The organism is Streptomyces sp. NPDC004838 (assembly GCF_053600955.1).
In genome coordinates, this window is record NZ_JBSGAW010000012.1 from 82,713 (window position 1) to 104,106 (window position 21,394).

The following is a 21,394-nucleotide window of genomic DNA, read 5'->3' on the forward strand; positions in this document are numbered from 1 at the left end:
TTGCCAGGAAAGTGAACGGAAGTCAGACTGTGCACGCCCCATGGCCATGTCAAGACACCGGTCATGGGTATATGAGCGCGCGGAAAGACCGCTGCCGGTGTCCGTGGGACACCGGCAGCGGTGAGAGAGCGGTGGAAACCGCGATGAGGCGGCCGAGACGCGAGGGGCGGGGAAGGGCCGTGGCGCCGTCGTCCGTCCAAACGGCCCGCCCGGCGGACGGCGCCCGCGACTCGGCCGCGTCCGGATCGGCCCTTCGGCCCCGGCGGATCCCCGACCGGAGCCCGGTCGGGGATCCGCCGTGGAATCAGCCGACCAGCCCGTCCGGACGGGGTTCCTGGAGTGGAATCAGCCGACCAGGCCGTCCGCCATCTCCTCGGTGAGGTTGGACTCCGTGCCCGGGATGCCCAGATCCTGCGCCCGCTTGTCCGCCATCGCCAGCAGCCGTCGGATACGGCCCGCGACCGCGTCCTTCGTCAGCGGCGGGTCGGCGAGCGCGCCCAGCTCCTCCAGCGACGCCTGCTTGTGCTCCATGCGCAGCCTGCCCGCGGCGGCGAGGTGCTCGGGCACCTCCTCCGCCAGGATCTCCAGCGCGCGCTGCACACGGGCTCCCGCGGCGACCGCGGCTCGGGCCGAGCGCCGGAGGTTGGCGTCGTCGAAGTTGGCCAGACGGTTGGCGGTGGCGCGCACCTCGCGCCGCATCCGCCGCTCCTCCCAGGCCAGCACCGACTCATGCGCCCCGAGGCGGGTCAGCAGTGCACCGATCGCGTCCCCGTCGCGGACGACGACCCGGTCCACTCCGCGCACCTCGCGCGCCTTGGCCGCGATCGAGAGCCTGCGGGCCGCGCCCACCAGGGCGAGGGCGGCCTCCGGTCCGGGGCAGGTGACCTCCAGTGAGGAGGAGCGCCCCGGCTCGGTCAGTGAGCCGTGCGCGAGGAACGCGCCGCGCCAGGCGGCTTCCGCGTCACAGGTCGCACCGGAGACCACCTGTGGCGGCAGCCCCCGGATCGGGCGGCCCCGGCCGTCGACCAGGCCGGTCTGCCTCGCCAGCTGATCACCGCCCGCCACCACCCGTACGACGTAGCGGGAGCCGCGGCGCAGTCCTCCGGGAGCCATCACCATCAGCTCGGAGCCGTGCCCGAAGATCTCGAGAACGTCCCGCTTGAGCCGGCGCGCCGCGATGCCGGTGTCCAGCTCCGCCTCGATCACGATGCGTCCGCTCACCAGGTGCAGCCCGCCCGCGAACCGCAGGATCGACGAGACCTCCGCCTTCCTGCAGCAGGTCCGGGTGACGGGAAGCCGGGAGATCTCGTCCTTCACCGCTGCCGTCATCGCCATGGGCCGATCCTTCCATGCATCCGAAAAATACGGTCGTACGCGGCGGCCAGCAGCTCCGGGTCGTGCTTCGGAACCCCTGCCCCGGCGGCGTCGCCCCGGAAAGGAGTCCCCCCGGTGTAGGCCACGGGGGCCAGCTCGACCGCGGCGCCGAGCCGCTTGGCGGCGTCGGCGAGGGAGTCGCGATCGGGCACGGCGGCCTCATCGGCCAGCACCACGTCCAGGGCGAGTTTAGGCGCGTGTCGTCCCAAAACCTCCAAATGACGCTGCGGTGAGAAGCCTTCTGTTTCTCCGGGCTGGGGGGCGAGATTGAGCGAGAGGACCCGGCGGGCCTTCGTCTGGACCAGAGCGTCCAGCAATTCGGGCACCAGCAGATGGGGAATGACGGAGGAGAACCAGGAGCCGGGGCCCAGCACCACCCAGTCGGCGTCGAGTACCGCGGCGACGGCTTCGGGGACCGCCGGCGGACCGGACGGCACCAGATGCACGGACTGCACCTCCCCCGGTGTGAGCGCGACGGTCGCCTGCCCCCGTACGGTGTCCACCTCGTCCGGGCGCGCCGGGTCATGGCCCCGTACGAGCGCCTGCAGCTCCAGCGGCACGGCCGACATCGGGAGCACCCTGCCATGGGCCCCGAGGAGCCTGCCGACCAGGTCCAGCGCCTGGACCGGGTCGCCGAGCTGTTCCCACAGCGCCACGATCAGCACATTGCCGACCGCGTGGTCGTGCAGATCGCCCTTGGAGTGGAAACGGTGCTGGATGACCCTGGCCCAGGTCTGGCCCCAGTCGTCGTCACCGCACAGCGCGGCGAGCGCCTTCCGCAGATCGCCCGGCGGCAGCACGCCCAGCTCCTCGCGGAGCCGTCCGCTGGAGCCGCCGTCGTCGGCGACGGTGACGACGGCGGTCAGGTCCCCGGTGATACGGCGCAGGGCGGTCAGGGAAGCGGAGAGGCCCCTTCCGCCGCCGAGGGCGACGACCTTGGGCTGTGCGCCGCGTTTACGTCCGCTGGGCCTGTGCGCGGACCTGCGCAGCCGCCGCAGACGCAGGGAGTTTCCGGTCACTCGCGCCCCATGTCCCGGTGGACGACGACGGTCTCGAAGCCGGCGGAGATCAGGCGGGCGGCGAGCTTCTCCGAGGTGGCGACCGAGCGGTGCTTGCCGCCGGTGCAGCCGACGGCGACGGTCACATACCGCTTGCCCTCGCGCCGGTAGCCCGCGGCGATCAGCTGGAGCAGCTCGGTGTAGCGGTCGAGGAACTCCTTCGCGCCGGGCTGGTTGAAGACGTAGTTCGACACCTCTTCGTTCAGTCCGGTGAAGGGGCGCAGCTCGGGGACCCAGTGCGGGTTGGGCAGGAAGCGCATGTCGACGACGAGGTCGGCGTCGACGGGCAGTCCGTACTTGAATCCGAACGACATCACCGTGGCCCGCAGCTCGGGCTCCTCGTCGCCCGCGAACTGGGCGTCCATCTTGGCGCGCAGCTCGTGCACGTTCAGGCTGGAGGTGTCGATGACCAGGTCGGCGTCGCCGCGCAGCTCGCGAAGCAGATCGCGCTCGGCGGCGATGCCGTCGACGATCCGGCCGTCTCCCTGTAGCGGATGCGGTCTGCGGACCGATTCGAACCGCCTGACCAGGGCCTCGTCGGACGACTCCAGGAAGACGATCCGGCGGGTGACCTGCTTGGCGTCCAGGTCCGCGAGTGACTCGCGGAGGTTGTCGAAGAAGCGCCGGCCACGGACGTCGACGACGACGGCGATCCGCGCGACATTGCCCTGTGAGCGCGCGCCCAGCTCCACCATGGTGGGGATCAGCGCGGGCGGCAGGTTGTCGACGACGAACCAGCCGAGGTCCTCCAGACACTTGGCGGCCGTGCTGCGCCCCGCGCCGGACATTCCGGAGATGATCACCAGTTCGGGGATGGCCGCCTCCGCGGCACCGCCGGGTTCGGTCGTGGTGCCCGTACTCACGTCTGCTGCTCCGTCTCCGTCGTGCTCGTTCATCTCGTGCCGCCCCCGTCGTTCTCTTCCATGATCTCTCCTGTCGCCGTGTTCACGGCAGGGGCGGCCGGAGCCGTCCGGGCGAGTGCCACGACGACGGACTCCGCGGTTTTGCGGCCCATGCCGGGTACCTCGCAGATCTGCTCGATTGTGGCCTGCTTCAGCCGCTTGACCGAGCCGAAATGCTTGATCAGCGCCTGTTTGCGGGTTTCACCGAGGCCGGGGACCGCGTCGAGGGGGCTGGTCCGGATGCGTTTGGTCCGCTTGGAGCGCTGGTAGCGGATGGCGAAGTCGTGGGCCGTGTCGCGCACGCGCTGGAGCAGATACAGGCCCTCGCTGGAGCGCGGCAGGATCACCGGATCGCTCTCGCCGGGGAGCCAGATCTCTTCGAGCCGCTTGGCCAGTCCGCAGACGGCGACGTCGTCGATGCCCAGTTCGTCGAGGGCGCGCCGGGCGGCGGCCACCTGGGGCGCTCCGCCGTCGACGACGACGAGCTGGGGCGGGTAGGCGAAGCGCTTGGGGCGGCCGTCGTCGTCCATGGCGGTCCGCGAGTGGTCCCCGCGGACGCCGGGCGTGTCGGCGGTGTCGGTGTCGGCGGCGTGGTCCGAGGGGGTGCGGTCCGGAGCGGTGTGGTCCGAAGGGGTGTCGGCGGGGGTGTCGGCGCCGATCCACTCGCCCGTCTTGTCCTTCTCCGCCAGATAGCGGCGGAAGCGGCGGCCGACGACCTCGTGCATGGACCGGACGTCGTCCTGCCCCTCGAAGGTCTTGATCTGGAAGCGGCGGTACTCGCTCTTGCGCGGCAGGCCGTCCTCGAAGACGACCATGGAGGCCACCACGTCCTCTCCCTGGAGGTGGGAGATGTCGAAGCACTCGATCCGCAGCGGCGCGGAGTCCAGCCCCAGGGCCTCGGCGATCTCCTCCAGCGCGCGGGACCGGGTGGTGAGATCGCCGGCGCGCTTGGTCTTGTGGAGGGCGAGCGCCTGCTGTGCGTTGCGCCCCACCGTCTCCATCAGGTCCTTCTTGTCACCCCGGCGGGGGATGCGCAGGGACACCTGGGAGCCGCGGCGCTCGCCGAGCCACTGGCTGACCGCGTCCGGATCGCCGGGAAGGGCCGGGACGAGCACCTCCTTGGGGACGGCGTCGCCGCGCTCCTCCCCGTACAGCTGTCGTAGCGCGTGCTCGACGAGGCCGGAGGTGTCGACCGCCTCGACCTTGTCGGTGACCCAGCCACGCTGTCCGCGCACCCGGCCGCCGCGGACGTGGAAGATCTGGACGGCGGCCTCCAGCTCGTCCTCGGCGACGGCGATCAGATCGGCGTCGGTGCCGTCGGAGAGCACGACGGCGTTCTTCTCCAGGGCGCGTTTGAGCGCCTCTATGTCGTCACGGAGGCGGGCCGCCCGCTCGTACTCCATCTCGTCGGCCGCCGCGGTCATCTGCTTCTCCAGGCGGCGGATGTACGGGCCGGCGCGGCCGGCCATGAAGTCGCAGAACTCCTCGGCCAGTTCGCGGTGTTCCTCGGGGGTGACCCGGCCCACGCAGGGCGCCGAGCACTTGCCGATGTACCCGAGGAGACAGGGACGGCCCTTCTGCTGATGGTTCCTGAGAACTCCGGCGGAGCACGTGCGGACGGGAAAGACGCGGAGCATCAGGTCGACGGTCTCGCGGATCGCCCAGGCGTGGCCGTACGGACCGAAGTAGCGCACGCCCTTCCGTTTGGCTCCGCGCATCACCTGGACGCGGGGGAACTCCTCGTTCAGGGTGACCGCGAGATAGGGATAGCTCTTGTCGTCGCGGTATTTGACGTTGAACCTGGGGTCGAACTCCTTGATCCAGGTGTACTCCAGCTGGAGCGCCTCGACCTCGGTGGCGACGACCGTCCACTCGACTCCGGCCGCCGTGGTGACCATGGTGGCCGTGCGCGGGTGCAGACTCGACACGTCCTGGAAGTAGTTGGCGAGCCGCGAGCGCAGGTTCTTCGCCTTTCCGACGTAGATCACCCGCCGGTGGTCGTCGCGGAATCTGTAGACCCCCGGAGAGTCGGGGATCTCTCCCGGCTTCGGGCGGTAGCTGGAGGGGTCTGCCATGTCATCCACCCTACTGGCGGGGACTGACAGTAGGGCCGCGGTCGGGGGCGCGCCCCGGCCGGGGGCTGTGAGGGGGCACCCCGGCCGGGGGATCTCGGCGGGCGCCCGCCGCCGGGGAGAACGGCGGGCGCCCGTGTTTCTCAGGCCCGGCGGCGCAGCCTGACCGCTCCGACGACGCAGAGGGCGACCGCGAGGACCGCGCCCGCTCCCGCCGCGACCGAGGCCGCGGTGGTCGTGCCGTCCGCGCCGCCGCCCTGTTGCGCGGGTTGTCCGGCGGCGAGGCCGCGGGGTGCGGGATCGGCCGCGGGGCGGGCGGCGGGGCCGCCTGCCCCGGCGTTCCGGTCGTAGCCGCCCGCCATGCCCTTCTCGGCGTAGCCCGAGCCGGGCAGTTTGTCCGCGTACGCGGCCCTGACCCGCTCCCGGTACGCGGTCAGCGTGGTGCCCTTGCCGCCGATCGCGCGTATCGCGTCCTCGTCCAGCGGGAGCACACGGTCGCCCTTGCTGACGTACCAGGCGTCGACCTGCGGCTCACGGAAGACGGTGCCGCCGGGGAGCTTGCTCCTGCCCAGATCCGTGTACCGGAACTCGTCGTCGCCGGTGGCGATGTTGACCACCTGCCAGCCCGCGCCCTGGCGGGCCGCCCAGACCGACGCGGACCGGCCGTCGGACGCGACCGCCTTCGTGGCGAGGAACTCCGTACGCGCCACGGGCGCCCCGGCCTTTCCTGCCACGAAGTCCGGCGACAGCGTCAGCACCGGCACGGTCGCTCCCTCGGCGCGGGGCTCGGCCGCCGAGCGGGCGACGGCTCCGTCCCTCGCGAAGAAGCGGGAGAGCGTGTCCAGGGTCGCCGGGGCGGTGGCCGCGCCACGGGCGGCGGCCAGATCGGCGGCGGACGGCCGCGGTGTGCCGGTGTCGGCGGCCGCCGAGCCGGTGAGCGCGCCGACGGAGCCGAGCGCGAGGCAGGCCGCGACCGCCGCGGTCGCCGGGAGCCGGCGCAGCAGCGGGGCTCCGGCTCCGGGCCCTGCCGTGACTGCGGCACTTTCGGTGGTGCCGATGCTGCGGGTGTTTCGGGTGTTTCCGGGGAGCCTGCTCATCGTGCTCACGCTCCGATCCGGTAGAGCGAGTGGGTCCAGGAGAAGGAGTTGTTGTTCACGTACCAGGCGTGGGAGGCCCAGCTGTAGCGCTGGCTGGAGGGCCAGGGGTCGCCCCAGTAGACCCAGTTGTTGGCGGTGTCGTAGCCGTAGATGACATGCATGTGGCCACCACCGCTCGACCACTGGATACGGGTCTCGACAGGACGGTTCGCGTTGATCTCGGTCTGCACGGCTGGATAGCGCAGCCAGTTGCCGATGTACGAACCGGAACTGACGCCCGCCCAGCGCAGACCCTTCTGCACATCCGCCAGCGTGGCCTGCGAGTTGGGGCACTCGCTGCCCTGCTGCCGGTTGAAGGCGGCGTTGCAGAACTGGTTCTGCGAGTAGTTGCGGCCGAAGTGCGCGGCGATGGTGTTGCCGGCCGCCGCCCAGCACCAGTTGGTCTTCAGCTGGGCCTGCATGGTGATGTTGAGACGCTTCGAGGCGAGTGCCGCCTGAGCAGTCGACGTACGGTCGTCTTCAGCGGGCGCGGCAGATGCCGTGGACAGGGGCAGGGTGACGAGTGCGGCGAGAACGGCCGCCGTGCCGGCGAGCCGCCTCCTGGTATCGCGCATTGCGTTCCTCCCGTAAGGGTGGTGGGGGTGGAGGAGCGCGTCCGGACGCTGCTGGTTGAGCATCAGTCCTTGTCGTAGACAGGTCAACACGCTTCAATGCGGGGGATCCGGGGCTGTGAACGCCTCGGCCGGGATGTGAACGGCTCCTTCCGGCCCCACCTGGACGGCCGCCGCCACCCGCCCGCACGGCCGGATTCCGTCGTGAACGTTCACCGGGGCCGTGCGGGTCGCGTGCGGACCCGTACGCGTACGGGCGGCGGCCGTACGGGTCGACGCGCGAACGGAGCCCACGGACGCTGGAGGTTCCCATGGGTCACACCGAGGCCGATCTGGCGCAGGTGCTGCACACCGGCCCCTTCCATCTGGCGCTGCGCGCGGCCCTGGCGGTGCGCGGGCTGCCGCTCCAACGCGTCCAGCACCATCTCGCCCACCGGGGGATCAAGGTCGGGGTCACCAGCCTGAGTTACTGGCAGCAGGGCGCGCGCCGGCCCCAGCGTCCCGAGTCCCTGCGGGCCGTACGCGCCCTGGAGGACGTACTCGAACTCCCCGGAAACTCGCTCATCCGGCTGCTGGGCGTCGGCGAGGGCAGCCCGAACGCCGATGCCGAGCGCCCCGCCTCACGCTCGTACCGCTCGCTGATGGAGGTGTCGGGCACGGTGGAGCAACTGCTGGCGGAGCTGGAGTCCCCCGCCGACGGCGGGCTGCACACGGTGGGACACACCGAGCGGGTACGGGTGGGAGCAGCCCGTGAGCTGATGGGGCGCGATTCGCAGCATGTCGTACGCGCCCACCGCGACGGCGTCGACCGCTATCTCGCCATCCATCACGGGGATCCCGGCTGCGACCCGGGACGCGTCCGGGTGAGCGCGCGGGAGAACTGCCGTACCGGACGGGTGCGCTGGCAGCGGGAGAGCGGGGTGGTCGTCGCCGAGCTGCTCTTCGACGCCCGGCTGCGCGCCGGGGAGACCTATCTCTTCGGCTACGGCATCGAGGACGGCACCGCAGGGCCGAGCAGCGAGTATGTGCGCGGCTTCACCTACGCGGGCGGCCAGTACGTCCTGCAGGTCCGCTTCGACGAGGGCGCGCTGCCGGTGAGATGCCGGCGCTTCGCGCAGGCCACGACGGGTGCGCCGCGCGGCGCCCGGACCGATCTGACCCTGAGCGGCAGACACCGCACGGTCCATCTGGTCGAGCAGGGGGTACGGCCGGGGATCCTGGGCATCGACTGGGACTGGGACTGACCGAGCCGGAACGGCCGTGAGGAGGCCGAGCGGAGCCGGAGCGGCGTGGGGCGGACCGAGCGGAACCGGCGGGCGTGAGGCAGACCGCACGGAGCCGGAGCGGCCGGTTGCAGGGCCGCACGGAGCCGGGGCGGGGGCCGTACGGGCCGGTGCCGGCTACAGGGCCGCACGGAGCCGGGGCGGGGGCCGATGGACCGGTGCAGGTCGCGCGCCCATCGGGCGGTCCGGTTACGCTCCGGGGCCCGCCACCAGCTTGCCTTCCCGCAGGGTGAGCGGGACCTCGGGAAGCGGCACGGTCGCCGGGCCCCGGAGCGCCTCGCCGGTGGTGACGTCGAAGCGGCTGCCGTGACACGGACAGTTGGCCTCGGTGCCCTCGACCTTGTCGAGCGCGCAGCCCGCGTGCGTGCACTGGGCGCTGAACGCCTTGTACTCGCCCGCTGCCGGGCAGCTCACCACGAGGCGCTGTTCGCGGTAGAGCTTGGCCCCGCCGACCGGTACGGCGTCGGCCGCGCCGAGGTCGACGGGCGCGGTCGGGGTGGGGTTCTGGGCCCGGCCGAGCTTGGACTCGGTGGAACAGGCGGCGACCCCCAGGCCGGCGGCCCCGGCGAGCGCCGCGCCCTTCAGCATGGTGCGGCGGGCGGCTGAGGGGTGGCCGGACATGGGAACTCCACTGGTCGGGGCGGGGTGCGGTCTTCTGCGACGGACCCGACGATACCGGCGCAGATCCGGTGCCCGGAGAGCGGGCTCCCTCCCGTCGGGTGAGGTGATGGGCTACGTTCTGGCCATGATCGTCGTCGCCGGAGAGTCCTTGATCGACCTGGTCCCCCAAGGGGACGGCGAGCCTCTTCCGACGCTGCTGCCCCGCCTCGGCGGCGGCCCGTACAACACCGCCGTCGCCCTGGGGCGACTGGGCGCACGGGCGGCCTTCTGCTCGCGGATGTCGACGGACGCCTTCGGGGACGCGCTGCTGGCCGGACTGCGCAAGGCCGGAGTGGAGACCTCTCTCGTCGAACGCGGACCCGAGCCGACGACGCTGGCCGTCGCGTCCATCGGAGCGGACGGCTCGGCGGGGTACGGCTTCTACGCGCAGGGCAGCGCGGACCGGCTCTTCACTCTGCCGCCCCGGTTGCCGGACGAGGCGCGCGCGGTGGCGTTCGGCACCTGCTCCCTGGTCCTCGAACCGGGCGCGAGCGCGTACGAGGAGCTGCTGCGCCGCGAGGCCGGACGCGGGCTCCTCACCCTTCTCGACCCCAACATCAGACCGGGCCTCATCCCGGGCCCGGACGCCTACCGTCAGCGGTTCGCGGCCTGGCTGCCGTATGTCTCGCTGCTGAAGCTGTCGGAGGACGACGCGGCCTGGCTGGGAGGCGGCGTCCCCGAGGGTCCCGCGGCGGTGGTCCTGACCCGGGGCGCGCGCGGTATGACGGTACGCACCCGCGCCGGGGCGGCGGTCTCGGTCCCGGCCACCGCGGTGACCGTCGCCGACACCATCGGCGCGGGCGACACGGTGAACGCGGCCCTCCTCCACGCCCTCGCGGCCCGCGACGCCCTCTCACCGGACGGAATGGCGGACCTGGGCACCGACGCCTGGCACGACATCCTCCGCTTCGCCTCCCGCGCGGCGGCGGTCACTTGCTCCCGGACGGGCGCGGAACCCCCGTACGCCTGGGAACTGGAGGTCTGAGCGGTTACGGCGGATCCGGCGTCCGCTTCCCTCTGCCGGGCCACGCCCGCGACGAGCACCAGCGGCGTCGCAACGGAGGCGCACCTCACCGAGCCCGCTGAGGAACGCCCGCTCGCCGGGCGGGCCCGGACGGCTCGGCGGTGCGGGGCCGCCCGCTCAGCGGAGGGCGTGCCGCAGTGCGGGGCATGCTCGGGTCCGGCGGCCGGAGAGCCGCCGGACCCGAGGGGAGCCGGGACGCGGTCGCTACGCCTTCCGGGCTCGGGATGTCGTGGCCTTCGCCGCGGTGCCCTCGGCCACAGCGCCCTTCGCCGCGACCGCCTTCTTCTTCGCGGCGGCCCGCTTCGCCGCCGACCGGGCCCTCGGCACCACCGCGTCGCTGATGAGCTCCGGGTCGAGGATCTCCCTCAGGAACTTGCCGGTGTGGCTCGCGGGGACGCCCGCGATCTGCTCGGGGGTGCCCTCGGCGATGACGAGACCGCCGCCGCTGCCGCCCTCCGGACCCATGTCGACGACCCAGTCGGCGGTCTTGATCACATCAAGGTTGTGCTCGATGACGATGACCGTGTTGCCCTTGTCGACCAGACCGGCCAGCACCGTGATGAGCTTGCTGATGTCCTCGAAGTGCAGTCCCGTCGTCGGTTCGTCCAGCACGTACACCGTGCGCCCGGTGGAACGCTTCTGAAGCTCGGAGGCCAGCTTCACCCGCTGTGCCTCACCGCCGGAGAGCGTCGGCGCGGACTGGCCGAGCCGCACATAGCCGAGCCCCACCTCGTTGAGCGTCTTGAGATGCCGGGCGATCGTCGGGACCGCCTCGAAGAAGTCCAGCGCCTCCTCGATCGGCATGTCCAGCACCTCGGCGATGGACCTGCCCTTGTAGTGCACCTCCAGGGTCTCCCGGTTGTAGCGCGCTCCGTGGCAGACCTCGCACGGAACGTACACATCGGGAAGGAAGTTCATCTCGATCTTGATCGTGCCGTCACCGGAGCAGTTCTCACACCGGCCGCCCTTGACGTTGAAGGAGAACCGGCCGGGGAGGTAGCCCCGGACCTTGGCCTCCATCGTCTCCGCGAAGAGCCTGCGCACATGGTCGAAGACACCGGTGTACGTGGCGGGGTTGGAGCGGGGCGTACGGCCGATGGGCGACTGGTCGACATGGACGACCTTGTCGACGAGGTCGTCCCCGTCCACCCGGGTGTGGCGGCCGGGCACCGACTTCGCGCCGTTCAGCTCGCGCGCCAGGTGCGTGTAGAGGATGTCGTTGACCAGGGTCGACTTGCCCGAGCCGGAGACGCCGGTGACGGCGGTGAAGACTCCGAGCGGGAAGGAGACGTCGATGTCCCGGAGGTTGTTCTCCCGGGCCCCGTGGACGGTGAGCCGGCGTCCCGGATCCGAGGGGCGGCGGATGTCGGGCGTCGGGATGGACTTCTTCCGGGCGAGATACTGCCCGGTCGTCGACTCCTTGTTGGCCAGCAGCCCCTTCAAGGGACCGGAGTGCACGACCTTGCCGCCGTGCTCCCCCGCGCCGGGGCCGATGTCGACGATCCAGTCGGCCACCTTGATGGTGTCCTCGTCGTGCTCGACGACGATCAGGGTGTTCCCCATGTCGCGCAGACGGACGAGGGTCTCGATGAGCCGGTGGTTGTCCCGCTGGTGCAGGCCGATGGACGGCTCGTCCAGGACGTACAGAACGCCCACGAGGCCGGAGCCGATCTGGGTGGCGAGCCGGATGCGCTGGGCCTCGCCGCCGGAGAGCGTGCCCGCCGCGCGGTTCAGCGAGAGGTAGTCGAGGCCGACGTCGACCAGGAACTTCAGCCGTTCGTTGACCTCCTTGAGCACCCGTTCGGCGATCTTCTTGTCCCGCGCGTTGAGCTTCAGCCGGCCGAGGAAGTCGGCGCAGTCGCTGATCGACATCGCGGAGACTTCGGCGATGGACCGCTCCATCACCGTGACCGCGAGGACGATCGGCTTCAGCCGGGTGCCCTCGCACGTCGGGCACGGCACCTCGCGCATATAGCCCTCGAAGCGCTCCCTGCTCGCGTCGCTCTCGGCCTCCTGGTGCCGCCTCCGGACGAACTGGACCGCCCCTTCGAACGCGGGCGTGGTGTACGCGCGCTCCCGCCCGTACCTGTTCCGGTAGCGGACCTCGACCTGGGTCTTGTGACCGTGCAGCAGGGCCTTCCTGGCGCGCTGCGGCAGCCCGGCCCAGGCCATGTCGGTGGAGAAGCCGAGCGCTTGGGAGAGCCCGCCGATCAGCCGTCCGAAGTACTCCTTGGTGTGACCGTGGGACCAGGGGTGGATCGCGCCCTCGTCGAGGGACTTCTCCGGGTCCGGGACGATCAGCTCGGGGTCGACCTCCATACGGGTGCCGATGCCGGTGCAGTCGGGGCAGGCGCCGAAGGGAGAGTTGAAGGAGAAGGAGCGCGGCTCCAACTCCTCGAACGACAGGTCGTCGTACGGGCAGTACAGATGTTCGGAGTACATCCGCTCGCGCTCGGGGTCGTCCTCGGGGAGGTCGACGAAGTCGAGCACGACCATGCCGCCGGAGAGCCCGAGGGCGGTCTCGACCGAATCGGTGAGCCGCCGCTTGGCGCCCTCCTTCACCGTGAGGCGGTCCACCACCACCTCGATGGTGTGCTTCTCCTGCTTCTTCAGCGTGGGCGGCTCGGCGAGCTGGATGGTCTTCCCGTCGACGCGCGCCCGGCTGTATCCCTTGGTCTGCAGATCGGCGAAGAGGTCGACGAACTCGCCCTTGCGCTCGCGCACCAGCGGAGACAGGACCTGGAAGCGGCTGCCTTCGGGCAGTTCGAGCACCCTGTCGACGATGGCCTGCGGGGACTGCCGGGAGATCGGCCGGCGGCACTCGGGGCAGTGCGGCTTGCCGATGCGGGCGAAGAGCAGCCTGAGGTAGTCGTACACCTCGGTGATCGTGCCGACCGTCGAGCGGGGGTTGCGCGAAGTCGACTTCTGGTCGATGGAGACGGCCGGGGAGAGGCCCTCGATGAAGTCGACGTCCGGCTTGTCCATCTGCCCCAGGAACTGGCGGGCGTACGACGACAGGGATTCCACATAGCGGCGCTGGCCCTCGGCGAAGATCGTGTCGAAGGCGAGCGAGGACTTGCCCGACCCGGAGAGCCCTGTGAACACGATGAGGGAGTCACGGGGAAGGTCGAGCGAGACGTTCTTGAGGTTGTGCTCGCGAGCGCCACGAACGATGAGACGGTCGGCCACGCCGGGTCCGCACCTTTCTGTCCTGAGAGGTCTTGGTTGTCTTTCCTGGGAGGTGTCGAAAAGATCTTGAAGAGGTTCTGGCGGAGATGGTGCACCGCCCGCGACCCGGACCATCCGGACCGCGGAGCCGCCAGGCCGATGAGGGCCTGGGCGATGAATGCCGGGCGACCGAAGAGTGCCCGACAACCAAGGATGCCTCGCCCCAGGCTATAGCACGCGCATTCGATTTACGGCCGGTGAAAGCCACCTTCACCCGAACGTGTGGCACGACTATCGTCGAGCCCATGATCGATCCATCGCGCGACCTGGCATCACTGCATGAAGCCACCGAGCGGCTGCTCACCGCAGCCGACGCCATGGACAACGCCCGTGCCGCCGGGCCGTCACGGCTGCCCGGCTGGAGCCGCGGTCATGTGCTGGCCCATCTCTCCCGTAACGCCGACGCGCTCGTGAATGTTCTCGACGGCCGCCCGATGTACGCGAACGCCGAGGCGCGGGACGCGGACATCGAGCGGGACGCGCACCGGCCCGTCGACGTCCAGCTCGCCGACCTCCGCGACAGCGCGGCCCGGCTGCGGGCCGTGGCCTCACTCCCCGCGGACTGGAGCCGCACCATCGAGCTGCGCAACGGCGTCACCGACCGGGCCGCGCGGCTGCCCTTCCGCAGGCTCGTCGAGGTCGAGCTGCACCATGTCGACCTCGACATCGGCTATGAGCTGGAGGATCTGCCGGAGGAGTTCGTGCTCCGCGAGATCGATTTCCTCGCGGAGCGGTTCGGCGGCCACCGGGGCGTGCCGTCGACCGGGCTGAGGACCGACGCGGGACGGACCTGGACGACGGGTGGCGGCGCCGGGGGCGGTCCGATCGGGGTCGAGGGCCCTGGGCCCGACCTCATGGGCTGGCTCGCCGGACGCCGCGACGGCTCCGCGCTCCGGGTCTCGGGCGGCCCGCTGCCGACGCTGCCCCCGCTGTGAGTCCCGCGCGGCCCGCGCCGTGGCCGAGGGGCAGTGCGACGACCGCGAACGAGGCGGTACGACGCCGGGGCCGAACGCCCGCGTAACCAGACCCCCGCAACCAGACCGCACTGACCAGCCTGCCGTGCCCACCGGGCGACGTCCTCGCCGCCCGGTGTCGGACCTCGGGGATAGGCTTCCCTCATGACGTACAGCGGAGTGGTGAAGGTCGGCGGACCCGCGGACGCGCATGAGCTGAAGGACCTGGTGATCTCCAAGGTCGCGGTCGGCCCGATGGACAACAACAGCTATCTGCTCCGCTGCCGGGCCACCGGCGAGCAGTTGCTGATCGACGCCGCCAACGACCCTGAGACCCTGCTCCGGCTGATCGGGGACGACTCGATCGCGTCGCTGGTCACCACCCACCGCCACGCCGACCACTGGCAGGCGCTCGCCGCGGTCGTCGCCGCGACCGGAGCGCGTACGTACGCGGGGAGGTACGACGCCGAGGGCATCCCGGTCCCGACCGATGTGCCCTTGGAAGACGGTGACGTCATCCGCGTCGGCCGGGTCGAGCTGACCGCCCGCCGTCTGGTCGGTCACACCCCCGGTTCGATCGCCCTCGTGTACGACGATCCGCACGGGCATCCACATGTGTTCACGGGCGACTGCCTCTTCCCGGGCGGGGTCGGGAACACCCGCAAGGACCCGGATGCCTTCGCCGACCTCATCGGCGATGTGGAGGCCAAGCTCTTCGACCGGCTGCCGGACGAGACCTGGGTCTATCCCGGCCACGGCAGGGACACGACGCTCGGCGCCGAACGTCCGCATCTGCCCGAGTGGCGCGAACGCGGCTGGTGACGCGGCTCACCCGCCCTCCGCGGACGGCGCGTCGGCAGGCGTCGGGGCGCCCTCCTCGGGGCTCGCGTCGAAGCTCAGTGTCACTGTGGCCGGCAGAGGGCCCAGCTCCAGCAGCCCGGTGACCAGGCTCGTGGTGAGCCTGTGCCAGGCCGAGGCTCGGCGCATCAAGGCGTGATCGCCGCCCGGCATGCGCAGCCCACAGGACTTCGCGCCCGCGCCGCGGGCCCTTTCGACGAGCGCCCACGAGTCGTCCGGGTCGGTCACCCGGTCGAGGTCGCCGTGGACGAGGACGATCCGCTTGCCCGCGAGGTGCTCGACCGGCTCTCCCTCCGGGCACCACGGAGCGAGTCCGACGACGCCGCGCACCAAGGGGTGGGCCGCGGCGCGCAGGGCGGCACGGCCGCCCATCGAATGGCCCACCAGGACGACGGGGACGGGTCCGGTCCGCAGGCCCAGTTCGTCCAGGGCACGCAGGGCGTCCGCGGCCGCGTCGGCCAGCTCTCCGTTCCAGCCGCGACGGCGGTAGCGGACCGCGCCGAGCGCCACGCCCCCGTTCTCGGTGGCGCGGGCGATCGCACGGGCGAAGGGACGCATCCGGGCGCCGGGGAGGTTCAGCAGCGGCGGCGGTTCCAGGGCGTCGGCGCGGCCTCCGTGCAGCAGGAGTACGGCCGCCCTGATCTGCTCAGGGGCCCGGTCGAGCCGGAGTGCGGGGAGCGCCGATGACTCCGGTGCGGGGGTACGTATGGGGTCACGTCCTTTTCGGGTCGCGTACGGCCCCTGCGCGGGGCCCGTGTCCGGCACCGTCCATTGTCGCCGTGTGCGTACCGGGCCGGGTGCCTACTCGCCTGGCCCGCCTGGCCCGCCTGGCCTGCCTGGCCCGCCTGGCCCGCCTGGCCCGCCTGGAAGGCGTACCGGGTCGGCGCGCTCCGCCGGTCGGCTCTGGCGGGTCGCCGGTGCCCCATCGGAGCCGTAGGAGCCGTACCGGATCCGTTGCCGTACGCCGCGTCGCCACGCCCACGGCGGATCGGCGTCGTACCGGATCACCGGCGGAAGCCGCGACGGATCGGGGCGGTACCGCATCGAGGCCGTGCGGCCGACGTCGTACGTCCGGGGCGTTGTGGGGCACAGCGCGTCGTGTCACCGGGCGGGGCGGGGCGCGGGCTGCCGGCCCTCGGTCCGGGGTGTCGCGACGGCCGCGTCACGACGGCAGTGCCGCCGTCACCACCAGCCCGCCCCCCTCGCGGGGGCTGGCGACGACCGTGCCTCCGTGGGCGCGGGCCACGGCTCGGACGATCGACAGCCCGAGGCCCGCGCCCTTCGCGCTGACCAGCCGGTCGGTGCCGAGCCGGCGGAACGGTTCGAAGAGGGAGGGGATGTCGTACGGGGGCACGGCGGGCCCGGAGTTGCTGACCTCGACCTCGGCGACGCCGTCGGGGCGGGTACGGGAGGTGACGAAGAGGAAGCCGCCCTCGCCGGAGTTGTGGCGGATGCCGTTCTCGACGAGGTTGTGGACCAGGCGTTCCAGCAGCAGGGCGTTGCCCGTGGTCGGGGCCTCGGCCGCCTGCTCATGGACGGTGATCCCGGCCAGTTTCGCCTCCTGTCCGGTCTGGGCGACGACATGCGAGACGACATCGGCCAGATCGACCGGCAGCCGGTCGGTGATCTCGTTCTCCGAGTCGGCGAGCAGCAAGAGCCCGCTGATCAGCCGTTCATGACGGAGGTTGATCTCCAGAAGGTTCTCGCCGAGGTGGCGGAGATCATCGGAGGCCGACTTGCGGTGCATGGCCACTTCGACCAGGGCGCGGCCCAGGGTGAGCGGGGTACGTAGTTCATGGGAGGCGTTGGCGACGAAGCGCCGCTGGCCGTCGAAGGAGCGGTCCAGCCGTTCGACCATGGTGTCGAAGGTGTCGGCGAGGTCCTTGACCTCGTCGTTGGGGCCCGCGAGCGCGATGCGTTCGTGCAGTCCCCTGCCCGCGGCCGGAGCCGCGGCGATGCGCCGGGCGGTCTCCGTCACCCGGTGCAGCGGGGCCAGCACTCGCCCCGCGACGAGCCAGCCGAAGCCGGCGGCGACCCCGCCCACGACCACCAGCACCGCGCCGCCCTGCCTGAGCAGGGAGGTGGACGCGGCTTCGTTCAGCGCCTCACGCTGCGCCTGCAGGAGTTTGCTGGTGTCGCTGACGGCGACCCGTTTGCCGTCGATCGTCGTGTAGACGCCGGTCGGCGGTGTCGGGGGGAGCGGGGACGGGGTGGCCGTCGCGGCGGTTCCCTTCGGCGCGTTGTCCGGCGCCTTCTGCACCTCGATGAGCTTGGCGGCGGCTCCTGTGCCGACCTGCTTGTTGAACAGGACGTACGTCACGCCGAGCAGCACCACCCCGGCGGCCATGAAGAGCCCGCCGTAGATGAAGGTGAGCCTGGCGCGCAGGGGGAGATTGCTCGGCAGCAGCAGCCGCAGCCATCGGGCCCTGGGCTTCGACGGGGTGCCCGGCTTCGAACGGTTTCTCCTCCTGGTCATGGCGCGACTCATGGAATCCGGTACCCCACTCCCGTGACGGTCTGGACGACGGGCGGGCCGCCGAGCTTGCGGCGCAGCTTGAGCACGGCGAGCCGGACGGCGCCGGTGAACGGGTCGGCGTGCTCGTCCCACGCCTTCTCCAGCAGATGCTCGGCCGAGACCGCCGCCCCGTCGGCACGCAGCAGTTCGGCGAGTACGGCGAACTCCTTCCGCGACAGCGGTACGTACCGTCCTTCCCGGAACACCTCGCGTCGGGCGGGGTCCAGGGTGATGCCCGCACGGCGCAGCACGGGCGGGGCGGCGGGACGGGCGCGCCGACCGAGTGCCTGGACGCGGGCGGCGAGTTCGGCGAAGGCGAACGGCTTGGTGAGGTAGTCGTCGGCGCCCAGGCCCAGCCCGTCGACGCGGTCGGCGATCTCGGCCGACGCGGTCAGCATCAGCACGCGGGCGACGGCGTCGGACGCCGCCAGTCGGCGGCAGATGTCATCGCCGTGCACGGTCGGCAGATCCCGGTCCAGGACGATCACGTCGTAGTCGTTGACGCCGATGCGCTCCAGCGCCGCCGCGCCGTCGTGGGTCACGTCGACGGCGTGCGTCTCACCGCGCAGCCACTCGGCGATCGCGTCGGCGAGCATCGGCTCGTCCTCCACCACCAGCACTCGCATCTGCGGCCTTCCTTCGTTCGGCTGTTCCATCCCGGCGTTCCCGGAGGGGACTCGGACGGGGTTCGGAGGGGATTCGGACGGGACTCGGAGGGGACTCGGAGGGGACTGCGTCGGGCTCCCGTGAGGTCGTCCGGCACACGGCCTCCGGTACAGGTGCCGCGCCGCGACGCAGCACCCCCTGGAGGCCATGGTGACGCCTGCCGCGTTTCCCCGGCGTTAGCTGTGCGCCCCGCGCGGACCGCGGCCACAAGGAAACGGGGAGGAAACGCGGCGCGGCGTTCCATCACTTCTCAAACGGCCGGGACTTCACCGGCTCGCAGCATGAGGAGACGACCCGATGCGAACGAGGACCCGCGGGATACGGGCCGCTGTGGCGGTCCTGCCGCTGGCGATGGCCTTCGCGCTGACCGGATGCGGATCAGGCAACGACGACAAACAGGTGGCCTCTGCCAACAGCAGCAAGGACGGCGACGCGAAGACCGGCGGCACCGGCAAGGACGGTGGGAGTTCGGGCACAGATGCGGACGGCGACGAGAAGATCATCAAGTTCGCGCAGTGCATGCGGGAGAACGGGATCGACATGGAGGATCCCAAGGACGGCAGGATCACCATCCAGGGCGGCGACAAGGCCAAGATGGACAAGGCCATGAAGGCGTGCCAGCAGTACCAGCCCCAGGGCATGGGAAAGGGCAAGGCCGACCCGAAGATCATGGAAGGCATGCGGAACTACGCCAAGTGCATGCGGGAGAACGGCGTGGAGGAGTTCCCCGACCCGCACGCCGGCGGCATCAGGATCGACGGGAGCATGCGCGACGATCCCAACTTCAAGGATGCCGAGCAGAAGTGCAAGGACTCCATGCCCAAGAGGCCCGACGGCAGCCTCAATGAAAAGGGATGAACCGTCCATGGGACAGCTGAGGAATGGGCTGCCGAGCGAGTCGCACGCCGATGCGCCGGTCACGCCGACAGGAGGGCCGACCGGTGCGTCGGCCGGTGCATCAGCCAGTACATCGGCCGCCGACAGTCGGACGAGCACATCGCCCTTCGGCCCGCGTGCCCACGCGCACGCGGAGGCGGCCTCCGGGGCCCCGGCGGAGACCGGACCCGAAGACGCCGCCGGGATCGGGGCCATGAGCGGAGCCGGCGAGGGAACCGGAGCCATGGCCGGGGAGGGAATCGCAGCCGGGGCCGGGACGACCGACCCGGCGACCGCCCCGGCACGTGGTTCGCGCCGCCGCAGAAGGCGCGGCCGTAAAGTGGCCGTCGCCCTCGCCGTACTGGCCGCGGGCGGTGCCGTAGCCGCCACCACGCTCGGCCTCGGCGGTGACGGGGACTCGGCCGACGGCAAGGCGGCGGACGGCCTGCCGCCGAACACGACCGAGGTGACCAAGCAGAGCCTCGAGGATGTGGAGACCACCGACGGCGAGTTGGGTTACGGCCCCTCCACCGATGTCTCCAGCCGCCTGGGCGGCACGGTCACCGGGATACCCGAGACGGGTCAGCGCGTCACCCGCGGCAAGTCGCTGTTCGAGGTCGACAACCGGCCGGTGACGCTGATGTACGGCTCTCTGCCCGCGTATCGCGCCCTCGCGGAAGGAGTCGAGGGCCCCGACGTGAAACAGCTTGAGCAGAATCTCCGGGCGCTCGGTTACACCGGCTTCACCGTCGACGAGGAGTTCACCGACGCGACGGCGGACGCGGTGAGGGAGTGGCAGGAGGACATCGGTCTGGAGGAGACCGGGACCGTGGATCTGGGCCGGGTCGTGTTCGCGCCCGCCGAGGTACGGGTGGACGCCCTGGAGGCGGTGAAGGGCAGCGCGGTCCAGATGGGCGCGAAGCTGCTCTCGTACACGGGGACCTCGAAAGCCGTCACGGTGGAGCTCGACGCGGCCGATCAGCGGCTGGCGAAGGTGGGCAGGGCGGTCACCGTCACCCTGCCCGACGACACGGTGGTCGACGGCGTGATCAACAAGGTCTCCACGATCATCAAACCGGCCGGCGGGCAGGACGAGGAGGCGTCGACCAAGGTCGAGGTGGTCGTCGGCCTCAAGGACAAGAAGGCCCAGCAGGCCGCCGAACCGTACGCCCTGGCCGCGGTGAACGTGAACTTCACCGCGGAGACGCGCGAGGACGTGCTGACCGTGCCGGTCGCCGCGCTGCTGGCGCTCTCCGAGGGAGGGTTCGGTCTGGAGGTCGTCGAGGGCACCACGACCTCGTACGTCCCGGTGAAGACAGGTCTGTTCGCCGACGGACGGGTCGAGATCTCCGGCGACGGCGTCTCCGAGGGCACGATCGTGGGGATGCCCAAGTGATCTCCCTGACGGATGTGACCAAGGTCTACGCGGGCGGGGTGGCCGCGCTCGGAGGCGTCTCGCTCCGGATCGCACGGGGTGAACTCGTCGGGATCGTCGGCCCGTCCGGCTCGGGGAAGTCGACCATGCTCCATGTGCTGGGCACGCTGGACCGGCCGACCTCGGGCATGGTGCGCATCGACGGGTACGACGTGGGCGCGCTCTCCGACGTCAAGCTGTCCGCGCTGCGGGCGAGCCGGATCGGCTTTGTGTTCCAGCAGTTCCATCTGTCGTCCGGTACCACGGCCCTGGACAACGTGGCCGACGGGCTTCTGTACTGCGGGCTCCGCCCGGCTGAGCGCCGGCGGCGGGCCACGGCCGCGCTGGAGCGGGTCGGGCTGGGCCACCGGGTGGACCACGAGCCCCATGAGCTGTCCGGCGGTGAGAAGCAACGCGTGGCCATCGCCCGTGCGGTAGCGGGTGATCCGCCGCTGCTGCTCGCCGACGAGCCGACCGGAGCACTCGACTCCGTATCAGGGGAAGGCGTGATGGGGCTGCTGCGCGAGCTGAACGCGACGGGGACCACCGTGCTGATCATCACGCATGACCGGGAGATCGCGGGGTCGCTCCCGCGGCAGGTACGGATGCGGGACGGCCTCATAGTCGAGGACGCGGCGGGCACGGCCGCAGGCGGGACTGCGGGGGCGGGCACGGACGCAAGCGGCATGGCGGGGGCGGGCACAGCCGGAAGCGGCACGGCCGAGGCAGGCACGGTCGCGAGCGGCACGGCGGGGGCGGGCACGGGAGCGCAGGGGGTACGCCGATGACTTCCGGCACTCTGG

The 21,394-nt window shown here is 71.4% G+C and carries 18 protein-coding genes; 7 read left to right on the forward strand and 11 right to left on the reverse strand.

Annotation, left to right across the window (positions count from 1 at the left end; translation table 11 throughout):
- Window positions 1-345: 345 nt before the first annotated feature.
- The 6 genes from whiA to ACWEFL_RS16145 all read right to left on the reverse strand — a co-directional run bounded on the left by whiA (window position 346) and on the right by ACWEFL_RS16145 (window position 7,117).
- A complete protein-coding gene (whiA, locus tag ACWEFL_RS16120) occupies window positions 346-1,335 on the reverse strand; it encodes a DNA-binding protein WhiA (protein WP_451712364.1) in 990 nt (329 codons plus the stop codon).
- Window positions 1,326-2,393, reverse strand: coding sequence for a gluconeogenesis factor YvcK family protein (locus ACWEFL_RS16125; protein ID WP_451712366.1), 1,068 nt, complete (start codon window positions 2,391-2,393; stop codon window positions 1,326-1,328). Before ACWEFL_RS16125 ends, whiA begins: the two co-directional genes overlap by 10 nt.
- Entirely contained in the window at window positions 2,390-3,328 is a 939-nt protein-coding gene (gene rapZ, locus ACWEFL_RS16130; RefSeq protein WP_451712369.1) for an RNase adapter RapZ, read from the reverse strand. Before rapZ ends, ACWEFL_RS16125 begins: the two co-directional genes overlap by 4 nt.
- Entirely contained in the window at window positions 3,325-5,409 is a 2,085-nt protein-coding gene (gene uvrC / locus ACWEFL_RS16135; RefSeq protein WP_451712372.1) for an excinuclease ABC subunit UvrC, read from the reverse strand. The genes rapZ and uvrC overlap by 4 nt, the downstream gene beginning before the upstream one ends.
- Before the next feature lie 140 nt (window positions 5,410-5,549).
- Window positions 5,550-6,503 (reverse strand): hypothetical protein, encoded by a 954-nt coding sequence (locus ACWEFL_RS16140; RefSeq protein WP_451712373.1) that lies wholly within the window; start codon window positions 6,501-6,503, stop codon window positions 5,550-5,552.
- Window positions 6,504-6,508: 5 nt separating this feature from the next.
- Window positions 6,509-7,117 carry a papain-like cysteine protease family protein gene (locus ACWEFL_RS16145; RefSeq protein ID WP_451712375.1) on the reverse strand — a complete coding sequence of 203 codons (609 nt, stop codon included), beginning with the start codon at window positions 7,115-7,117 and terminating at the stop codon, window positions 6,509-6,511.
- Between the two features lie 308 nt (window positions 7,118-7,425).
- Between ACWEFL_RS16145 and ACWEFL_RS16150 the strand changes: the two genes are divergently transcribed.
- A complete protein-coding gene (locus tag ACWEFL_RS16150; protein ID WP_451712377.1) occupies window positions 7,426-8,358 on the forward strand; it encodes a hypothetical protein in 933 nt (310 codons plus the stop codon).
- A 228-nt stretch (window positions 8,359-8,586) separates the two neighbouring features.
- Here ACWEFL_RS16150 and ACWEFL_RS16155 read toward each other — a convergent pair whose 3' ends face one another.
- On the reverse strand, window positions 8,587-9,018 hold the full coding sequence (locus tag ACWEFL_RS16155; RefSeq protein ID WP_451712380.1) for a Rieske (2Fe-2S) protein: 432 nt from the start codon (window positions 9,016-9,018) through the stop codon (window positions 8,587-8,589).
- A gap of 124 nt (window positions 9,019-9,142) precedes the next feature.
- Between ACWEFL_RS16155 and ACWEFL_RS16160 the strand changes: the two genes are divergently transcribed.
- On the forward strand, window positions 9,143-10,042 hold the full coding sequence (locus tag ACWEFL_RS16160) for a carbohydrate kinase family protein (protein WP_451712611.1): 900 nt from the start codon (window positions 9,143-9,145) through the stop codon (window positions 10,040-10,042).
- A 243-nt stretch (window positions 10,043-10,285) separates the two neighbouring features.
- On the opposite strand, the gene uvrA is transcribed toward ACWEFL_RS16160, so the two are convergent.
- The gene (uvrA, locus tag ACWEFL_RS16165; protein WP_451712382.1) at window positions 10,286-13,270 is read right to left on the reverse strand and encodes an excinuclease ABC subunit UvrA; all 2,985 of its coding nucleotides are present in this window, start codon (window positions 13,268-13,270) and stop codon (window positions 10,286-10,288) included.
- A gap of 284 nt (window positions 13,271-13,554) precedes the next feature.
- Between uvrA and ACWEFL_RS16170 the strand changes: the two genes are divergently transcribed.
- Together ACWEFL_RS16170 and ACWEFL_RS16175 are read left to right on the forward strand one after the other, a co-directional pair.
- Window positions 13,555-14,244: a maleylpyruvate isomerase family mycothiol-dependent enzyme gene (locus ACWEFL_RS16170; RefSeq protein ID WP_451712384.1), complete on the forward strand. Its 690-nt coding sequence runs from the start codon at window positions 13,555-13,557 to the stop codon at window positions 14,242-14,244.
- Window positions 14,245-14,427: 183 nt separating this feature from the next.
- A complete protein-coding gene (locus tag ACWEFL_RS16175; protein WP_451712387.1) occupies window positions 14,428-15,084 on the forward strand; it encodes an MBL fold metallo-hydrolase in 657 nt (218 codons plus the stop codon).
- Window positions 15,085-15,090: 6 nt separating this feature from the next.
- Here the strand turns inward: ACWEFL_RS16175 and ACWEFL_RS16180 are convergent, their stop codons facing one another.
- The 3 genes from ACWEFL_RS16180 to ACWEFL_RS16190 form a co-directional block, all read right to left on the reverse strand.
- Window positions 15,091-15,885, reverse strand: a complete 795-nt coding sequence (locus ACWEFL_RS16180) for an alpha/beta fold hydrolase (RefSeq protein WP_451712389.1) — start codon at window positions 15,883-15,885, stop codon at window positions 15,091-15,093.
- Between the two features lie 397 nt (window positions 15,886-16,282).
- Window positions 16,283-17,596, reverse strand: coding sequence for a sensor histidine kinase (locus ACWEFL_RS16185; RefSeq protein ID WP_451712391.1), 1,314 nt, complete (start codon window positions 17,594-17,596; stop codon window positions 16,283-16,285).
- 8 nt (window positions 17,597-17,604) lie between these two features.
- Window positions 17,605-18,261: a response regulator transcription factor gene (locus ACWEFL_RS16190; protein ID WP_451712393.1), complete on the reverse strand. Its 657-nt coding sequence runs from the start codon at window positions 18,259-18,261 to the stop codon at window positions 17,605-17,607.
- A 337-nt stretch (window positions 18,262-18,598) separates the two neighbouring features.
- On the opposite strand from ACWEFL_RS16190, the gene ACWEFL_RS16195 reads away from it, so the two are divergent.
- From ACWEFL_RS16195 to ACWEFL_RS16205, 3 genes are all read left to right on the forward strand, one after another.
- Window positions 18,599-19,159, forward strand: coding sequence for a hypothetical protein (locus ACWEFL_RS16195; RefSeq protein WP_451712396.1), 561 nt, complete (start codon window positions 18,599-18,601; stop codon window positions 19,157-19,159).
- 232 nt (window positions 19,160-19,391) lie between these two features.
- The gene (locus ACWEFL_RS16200; protein WP_451712399.1) at window positions 19,392-20,573 is read left to right on the forward strand and encodes an efflux RND transporter periplasmic adaptor subunit; all 1,182 of its coding nucleotides are present in this window, start codon (window positions 19,392-19,394) and stop codon (window positions 20,571-20,573) included.
- A complete protein-coding gene (locus tag ACWEFL_RS16205; protein WP_451712402.1) occupies window positions 20,570-21,379 on the forward strand; it encodes an ABC transporter ATP-binding protein in 810 nt (269 codons plus the stop codon). Before ACWEFL_RS16200 ends, ACWEFL_RS16205 begins: the two co-directional genes overlap by 4 nt.
- Window positions 21,380-21,394: the final 15 nt, after the last annotated feature.